The sequence below is a fragment of the Geitlerinema sp. CS-897 genome, from assembly GCF_028368005.1.
In the GTDB taxonomy this organism is placed as follows: Bacteria; Cyanobacteriota; Cyanobacteriia; order Cyanobacteriales; family Geitlerinemataceae; genus Baaleninema; species Baaleninema simplex.
In genome coordinates this window covers 1-7,971 of record NZ_JAQNCQ010000246.1, presented here as the reverse complement: position 1 = coordinate 7,971, position 7,971 = coordinate 1, and the positions used below count along the sequence as shown (strand labels likewise).

At 49.8% G+C, this 7,971-nt stretch carries 8 protein-coding genes; 1 reads left to right on the top strand and 7 read right to left on the bottom strand.

Annotation, left to right across the window (positions count from 1 at the left end; all coding sequences use genetic code 11):
• Positions 1-68: 68 nt before the first annotated feature.
• From mraY to POG22_RS15380, 3 genes are all read right to left on the bottom strand, one after another.
• Positions 69-1,187, bottom strand: a complete 1,119-nt coding sequence (gene mraY / locus POG22_RS15390; protein ID WP_063718732.1) for a phospho-N-acetylmuramoyl-pentapeptide-transferase — start codon at positions 1,185-1,187, stop codon at positions 69-71.
• A gap of 105 nt (positions 1,188-1,292) precedes the next feature.
• Entirely contained in the window at positions 1,293-1,544 is a 252-nt protein-coding gene (locus POG22_RS15385) for a DUF3134 family protein (protein WP_063718734.1), read from the bottom strand.
• 132 nt (positions 1,545-1,676) lie between these two features.
• Positions 1,677-2,846 carry a class I SAM-dependent methyltransferase gene (locus tag POG22_RS15380; protein ID WP_063718743.1) on the bottom strand — a complete coding sequence of 390 codons (1,170 nt, stop codon included), beginning with the start codon at positions 2,844-2,846 and terminating at the stop codon, positions 1,677-1,679.
• Between the two features lie 277 nt (positions 2,847-3,123).
• Here POG22_RS15380 and POG22_RS15375 point away from each other — a divergent pair, with 277 nt between their 5' ends.
• Positions 3,124-4,206, top strand: coding sequence for a class I fructose-bisphosphate aldolase (locus POG22_RS15375; RefSeq protein WP_063718736.1), 1,083 nt, complete (start codon positions 3,124-3,126; stop codon positions 4,204-4,206).
• 78 nt (positions 4,207-4,284) lie between these two features.
• Here the strand turns inward: POG22_RS15375 and POG22_RS15370 are convergent, their stop codons facing one another.
• The 4 genes from POG22_RS15370 to POG22_RS15355 all read right to left on the bottom strand — a co-directional run bounded on the left by POG22_RS15370 (position 4,285) and on the right by POG22_RS15355 (position 7,941).
• Positions 4,285-5,064 carry an MBL fold metallo-hydrolase gene (locus POG22_RS15370; RefSeq protein ID WP_498906220.1) on the bottom strand — a complete coding sequence of 260 codons (780 nt, stop codon included), beginning with the start codon at positions 5,062-5,064 and terminating at the stop codon, positions 4,285-4,287.
• A gap of 77 nt (positions 5,065-5,141) precedes the next feature.
• Positions 5,142-5,903 (bottom strand): ABC transporter ATP-binding protein, encoded by a 762-nt coding sequence (locus POG22_RS15365; protein WP_498906218.1) that lies wholly within the window; start codon positions 5,901-5,903, stop codon positions 5,142-5,144.
• Between the two features lie 327 nt (positions 5,904-6,230).
• Positions 6,231-6,803: a cysteine hydrolase family protein gene (locus POG22_RS15360; RefSeq protein WP_498906216.1), complete on the bottom strand. Its 573-nt coding sequence runs from the start codon at positions 6,801-6,803 to the stop codon at positions 6,231-6,233.
• A 313-nt stretch (positions 6,804-7,116) separates the two neighbouring features.
• Positions 7,117-7,941, bottom strand: a complete 825-nt coding sequence (locus tag POG22_RS15355; protein ID WP_063718742.1) for an ABC transporter permease — start codon at positions 7,939-7,941, stop codon at positions 7,117-7,119.
• Between the last annotated feature and the right edge of the window lie 30 nt (positions 7,942-7,971).

Below are 7,971 nucleotides of genomic sequence, written 5' to 3'. Positions count from 1 at the left end.
GGAGAGGGGGGAGTTCTCCTCACTGGTGACTGGTGACTGGTGACTGAAACCCCGTTCCCCGTTCCCTATCAACGTATTACCAAAGCGATTAAAGCTAGGATAGCGGTTACGCCGTAAAACGTCGCGACGACCTGTAACTCCGACCACCCCGATAGCTCGAAGTGGTGGTGTAACGGTGCCATTTTAAACAGACGTTTTCCGATACCGTCGGGATTCTTCGTCGCTTTGTAATACCCTACTTGGGCGATAACTGATAAAGTTTCGGCAAAAAATAGCCCGCTGAGAACTAACAAGCCAAACAGAACGTTCGCCAATACCCCGACGGCTGCTAAAGCGCCCCCTAACGCCAAGGAACCCGTATCCCCCATAAATACCCGTGCGGGATTGCGGTTGTGGGCTAAAAAGCCCAAGCAGGCACCGCTCGCGATCGCGCAAAACAACGCCAAACCGGGAAACGTCGGCGCGACGATCGCCGCCAGTCCCAAAAACGCGATCGCCCCCGTTCCCCCCATCAAACCGTCGAGGCCGTCAGTCAGGTTAGTGGCGTTGCTTTCGGCCACGAGGACGAACCCTGCTAACAGCCAAAACAGCGCCCCCAAGGGAAGCGCCCAACCGCCGGGAAACTGTACGGTTTCGCTGTCGGCCAGACCGGGGGTTATTTTCGCCCAGGCACAAAACAGGATGGCGAAGCCGATTTGCAACGCTAATTTCGTGCGTGGTGAAATTCCCTTGTTGGATTTGCGGCGCAAGACTTGCCAGTCGTCGAGCCATCCAATAAAGGCGTAAGCCAGGGTCAACGCCGAAACGCCGACGACCGAGATGCGATCGAGCGACGACATTTCCCCGGACAGGAACACCCACGCCCCAGCAACGATCGCGGCTGCGGGAACGAACATAATTCCGCCCATTGTAGGCGTTCCCGCTTTTTTAAAATGAGCTTGGGGTCCTTCTTGGCGAATTACCTGACCGGTTTTAAGCTGTTGCAGGACGGGAACCCCCCAAACGCCGACGATCGCCGACAATGCTGCGCCGACCCACAGCGGTAACGTCAGTGAGAACGCAGGATCGAACAGGCGATCGCCCGAAACGTCAAAACCGATCGCAGCGAGACTCAAGCCTCCCGCCAACCCCCACGACAGACGCCCTCCTGTGAGGGTCGCTCGTCGGTTTGAAACTTTCGTATCCACAGCACTTCTTTTTGACACTCCCCACCCACACTATCTCGTTGCCGATCGCCGTTTTCGTTCGAGTTCGACCGAGATTCCTAGCGATCGCACGTCACACCCAGCAACTTACAAGTCGTCTTCGCTGTCGCTGTCGCTGTCGCTATCGCTATCGCTATAACTATCGTCGTCCTCCTCAGCCATCAAACCGATGAATTCTTCTTCTTCGCGAGCGGAAGATTGCTCTCGATCGTCGCGAGGAATGATGCGCCCCGAGGCTTTGAGCCATTCCAAAAGAGAAGTTTCGCGATGGGACGGAATGAGTTCCGCCGGTTCGTGACGGGGCAGTTGACGCAGAGAGGGATTGATCGGATCGTTCATTCTCGTTTTTGGGACTTTTGGGACTTTATGGAATTAATTCGTCGTTGAATGGTAACACTTTGCCCGCTATCGCCCGGCTGTCGTCGAGCAAAAACGCTACAGAACGCAGGCAAGTCGATTACCTCATCGATTTTAAAACATTGGTGGCGGCGTTAACCCCTTTAGCCGATCGCGATCGCTCCCTAAGCCTTTGCTTTGAACCAACACGCCGAATCCCCCCAATCCCATCGGGTCGATGAGGGAGTGCAACACTTGGCGACGCTGTATGATGTCGATAATCTCCTGTCCGGTAGCTGGACGGTTCTCCTGTCCCAGTTCGGCCAGGCGTTCTCCGAGTCCCAACGCCATTAAAAACAAACCCTGTTGGGTAAAGCCTTCTGTCGTCAACCCGCAGGCATCTCCTTGACGTTGTAAGGCAGTAAAATCCACGTGAGCGGTGATGTCTTGTTCTCCGATCGCCGTATAGGGATCGTCGTGATAGCGATGTTGGCAATAACACTGTAACGTCCCGCGCGATCGCCCGATTGCGTAGTATCGTCGTGCTTCGTAGCCGTAATCGACGGTCAACACGTAACCTCGGTCGAGTTTGTTCGCAACGGTTTCCATCCAAGAGAGGGCTTGCAGGTTCACCTCGGTTCGATAGCCCTCCCGAAAGTGGCTGGGGTCGATTCCTACGAAGTCGAAATACGATCGCAGTCGCGGCGCAGACAATTCCCCCGTTACCTCTCGAAACGCGCCCGATTCGTCGAGCGTGGTGTAGATTTCTTGCAACTGACCCCCTTCGACGGCGATGCGGTGGACGGGAAAGGCATCGACGAGTTCGTTGGAGAGAAAACAGCCGACGATCGACTCGTCAGGAATCTCTTCCCAGTCGCACCAACGCAGGTTAGCCCCTTGAATTTGTTTCTGATGCGATCGCAAACTCGAGGAGGTTTCGACAATAACGTATTCGATCGCCTCGAAACACCCGAATGCCTCTCGCTGGAGATATTTCAACAGATCGACGGCTAAAATACCTTGACCTGCTCCCATTTCTACGATCGAAAACGGCTTGGGTTTTCCTAAGATTTCCCACATCTGACGCAACTGTTTCGCCAGCATTTCCCCAAAATCTGCACTGAGATGGGTTGAGGTGACGAAATCGCCCCCGGCTCCGAATTTCGCTCCACGGGAGTAGTAGCCGTGTTGGGGGTGATACAAGACCGTTTCCATGTAGTCGGCGAAGGAAATGCGACGGTCGGGCGCGTTTTCGATGCGATGTTGGATCGATCGAACCAGTTCGGGGTTGGAGTTGGGCGTCATAGCCACGAAAATCGAGTTGAAGGATTTATTTATGAAAATGTCGCGATCGATTGTAATACTGTTGCGAGTTAGATTGGGCGATCGCATCGAAATTTGACTGTTCTCGCGAATTTAGGCTGGAGTGCAAACGCTATCGATCTTTTGGGCTGGTAACGATTCACCCCCATTTTTTTCTAAAGTCTCTCTCTAGAGAGAGGCAACGTCTCGATTCAATTGAATACCCTAAAAATCAAGACTCGGTTAATGTCTTGAAAGCTGTAAAAATTCAACTATTGATATGACGACTACAGTAAAACGCCCCACCTCGATCGAATCCTATCTCGGCGACGAAGCCGACGATCTCCTTAACTATCAAGCGCGACTTCCCAAGGAGATGTTAAATCTTCCTTCGGAAGATGTGGTCGATCGCCTGTTCGTCCAGAGCGATCGCAATCCCCAAGTGTTGCGAAGTCTCCAACAACTCTTCTCCCACGGTCGCCTCGCCCATACTGGCTATCTCTCGATTCTCCCAGTAGACCAAGGAATCGAACATTCCGGCGCAGCCTCCTTCGCCCCCAACCCCCTCTATTTCGACCCGGAAAACCTGGTACGTCTGGCGTTAGAAGGCGGATGCAACGCGATCGCCACTACGTTAGGCGCGTTGGGGTCGGTGTCTCGCCGCTACGCCCACCGCATCCCCTTTATCGTCAAGCTCAACCACAACGAGTTACTGACCTATCCCAACCGATACGATCAAATTCAGTTCGCGTCTGTCGACCAAGCTTGGAACCTGGGGGCGACGGCTGTAGGTGCGACGATTTACTTCGGGTCTGAAGAATCGGCCCGCCAAATCCGCGAAGTCGGCCGTGCGTTCGAGCGAGCCCACGAATTAGGAATGGCGACGATTTTGTGGTGTTATCTGCGAAATTCCGTCTTCAAACAGGATAAGGACTACCACACCGCCGCCGACCTCACCGGACAAGCCAACCACATGGGTGTCACTCTCGAAGCCGACATCATCAAACAAAAACAGCCCCAAAGTAACGGCGGATACGACGCTGTCGCTAGCGGAACGGGCGGAAAATACGGCCGTACTGACGATCGCGTTTATTCGGAACTCACCAGCGACCACCCCATCGATTTGACGCGATATCAAGTCCTCAATTGCTACGCCGGACGCGCTCCGTTAATTAATTCTGGGGGCGCTTCGGGAGATAACGATTTCGCCCAAGCGGTACGTACGGCGGTCATTAACAAACGGGCTGGTGGTGGCGGTTTGATTTCCGGTCGCAAGGCGTTCCAACGTCCGATGGAAGACGGGGTGAAACTCCTCCACGCCATTCAAGATGTGTATCTGTCACCGGAGGTTTCGATCGCCTAAATTCGCCTAAATTCGCCTTAAATTTATCGATCGCGCTGAGATCCCCGATATTTTCGAGATACTGGGGATCTGTGAATTTCACTGAATTTCCAGTTCGGTCGGACAGCCAACCTGTCGTTTTCCGTCGCGGTACTCGGCGACGATTTCTCGAAACCTCCGTTGTCCAAAAATGCGATAGTGTCCAGGGTAGACGGTTTCGATCGCCATTTTTTGCAAGCGATCGAAACTCTGTAAATAGCTGGAAATTTCACTTCCGGGGAGGTCGTCGAGGAGGTCGCCGTCGTAGACCACATCGCCGGAAAATAACTCCCGCTTCTGGGAATCGTACAGCGCGATCGCCCCAGGGGAATGTCCCGGTAAATGCAGTACTTCTAAGGCACGATCGCCTAAATCCAAAATATCGCCGTCGTGGAGAATTTGCGTCGGTTCGGCGGCGTTCAGCTTGTACTCGGTGACGGTAAAGCCAGGATAGGGAAGTTTGGCGAAATGCTCTTCCTGTACCCATCCCGAATCGCGATCGCACAGGGAGGCGTGGTTATCTCCCTGTTTTAATGCTTCGGCTTCGCAGGCGTGGATGGCGCGGCGATCGAACTCGTGAATTCCCCCCGCGTGGTCGAAATGGACGTGCGTGGCGATCGCCAACAGGGGTTTGTCCGTCAGTTCGGCGATGTGATGTCGCAAGCTGGCCACGCCCAGCCCCGTATCGATTAGTAAATCTTGGGTTTGTCCTTTAATCAGCCAAATATTGGCGCGATTCCACTCCCAATAGAAATCTTCGGTAATGCAGTAGAGTCCGTCGTGGATTGTGCGAGTTACAAACCACTGTTTCGCAACGGATTTTGGTACTTCTTGAGTCATCGAGCGTTAGTATTTTAGGATTTATAAATAAATTTATATTTAACTTGACAAAATTGAAGATACTCTATAATAAAATATCAAATATTTCGGAGCGATCGCACAATTTTTCGTTTAATTTCAAGAAACTCCGGTGTTAATTTCATATCCAAGGTTCGATGAGACGGTAAATTGACAGTTACCTGTTCTTGAATCGAACCGGGGTGAGTTCCCATAACATAAATTCGCTGACAGAGAAAAATGGCTTCTTCGACATCGTGGGTAATTGTCAACACAGTAATCTGGGTTTTTTCCCAAAGATCGTGAAAAAATGCTTGAAGTTGTTCTCGTGTTTGTGCGTCTAACGCGCCAAAGGGTTCGTCCATTAACAACACTTCTGGTTCGTTAACTAACGCGCGAGCGATCGCAACCCGTTGTTTCATTCCACCAGAAAGTTGTTTCGGGTAAGCGTTCGCAAACCGAGTCAATCCAATAATCTCTAAATAATAGGCAATGCGATCGCGCTGTTCGGCTTTTGGCATTCCTTTCAACCGTAACCCAAATCCGATATTTTCCGCGACAGTCAACCAAGGATAGAGGGTGTAACTTTGAAAAACCATACCGCGATCGGAACCCGGCCCCGGCACCACCTCACCCTCGACGATAACTTTTCCCGAAGTCGGTTTGACCAACCCCGCAATAATATTTAACAATGTCGATTTTCCACAGCCTGACGGCCCGACAATGCCAACAAACTCGTTTGAATAAAGCTCTAAATTAATATCTTGTAAAACTGTCATAAATTTCCGCTTTTGTCGAAATTTATGAGTGATATTGCGAACCTCTAGCTTCGGCTCGTTCATGACTCTCAATCGTCTAGCAACTCGTAGGTTTAATGGAGGCAAGAAATTCAACACACCCAACTGATGAATTTCAAAAAAAATCTATAGCGATGTTAAATGATTCGTGGCAAAATCCCCTATCGGTTAAGGGTCGGGTGAGATCCCCGGCATCTTGGAGATGCCGGGGATCTGGAAATCGATCTGGACATCAATTATCTTTAAAACACTATCTTTATCTTTAAAACACTCAGAGATTAAGTACTTATCGGTCAAGAAACCCGGTTTTTCGTTTCTAGCTTCGCGCTGAAATAACGAAATTTCGTGTTTTACCGGGTTTCTGCGTAATTCCTAACACTTCAACCAGTCTACAAAATCTCGAGAGTCCAAACAAGCATTTTTCTGCAAATAGACCATTGCCTTAATCGCCGCACGATGCGCCTCCCAATCCGAACCAATACAACAATCTTCAAGAACGAAAAAATGATAATCGTGTTGGTGAGCGTCTACCGCTGTATAATGTACGCAAACATCTGTTAACGCTCCCATCAAAACGATGGTATCAGCTTTCAACCCGCGTAGTAAAATATCGAGATCCGTCGCAAAAAACGCACTGTATCGCCGTTTGGGGACTGTAAACTCCCCTTCAATTGGCAACAGTTCCGGGTGAAAATCGGTTCCTGGCTCGTTTTCCAAACAATGAATCGGTTCTGCACCATCTAACTCGCGTCCGAAATCCACTAATTCTTTACGATGAACTTCTTGAGTGTGAATAATAGGTATCTTGGCACGACGCGCCACCTCTAATACCTGTTTCGCTTTGGGGACGACAACATCTGTTCCAACTGTTGAAACGATCGATTCCATAAAGTCTTTTTGAAAATCGATCGCCAACAAGACAGCATTTTCTAAAATAAGTTTCAAGATCGAAAAATCTCCATTTCTTACATCATTTGTAGAGTGGAAATTGCCCACCAAACTTTACTAAAATTAGCAACTAAATCATACGGAATCCGTATCCGATAAGCTAGGTTTCAAAAAGTCTTCACCACATCCCCCCTTAGCCCCCCTTTCAAAGGGGGTTAGGGGGATAGAGTGACTTGTCGGGTTGGGCAAAACCAGTATTTTAAATTTGGATTCTGTATCATTTGGGATTTCTATTGCTTGCTTTTAGAGATGCCAACTTCAAAAAAATTAAGCTGAGGTGGGCGGTACTCACCCTACTAAATCTTCATCTTTAATTTGAGGTCGGTTCTGCCCAAGGTAACGTTAATTTGAAAATCAACTTAAATAGAAAGTCCAAAATCAGACCGATCGCACCAATCACGACAATACAAAACAGCACTTTGTCAGTTTGTAAAAAACGCTGAGAATAAATAATTTTAAATCCTAATCCACTTTGAGCGGCAATCAATTCAGAAATCACGAGAAAATTCCAAGCTCCCGCCACGTTTACCCGTAACGTATCGATAATGTTCGGTAACGTTGCTGGAAGAATAACTCGCCAGAGTAAATCCCATCGCGTCGCACCAAGCGTATACGCAACGTTCAACATTTCGTTCGGAATAAACTTCACTGCATCGGCAATCATAATCGCGTTGTAAAAAACGATTCCTAAAAAAACGATGATGATTTTAGAAATTTCTCCCAATCCCGCCCACAATACAATTAAGGGCATAAATGCCGCCACTGGCATATACCGCACCGTCCCCACAAACGCCCCAAACAGACTTTCCATACTGTGAAACGTTCCCATCGCAATTCCAATCGGAATTCCTACGATCGCAGCCACCAAAAACCCCGCTAACACCCGTCCGAAACTGGCAAAAATATCGACAATTAAATTTTCCTCGACAAACATCTCGATTCCCGCCTGAAGGACAGCCGTAGGGGTGGGAAGAAAGCGGGGATCGACCATTTCGCCGTAACTGAGAACTCCCCAAGCACATAGCGGGATAAATAACGCCAACGCCGTGAGCGTCAAACTCAGCCAGCGAGGGAATCCCTGGCGGATACTCCAAAACACGGACGGACGAAGATAGCGTTTGCGATCGTCGGACATAAGCAGGGGAGAGGGGGAGAAGGGGAGAGG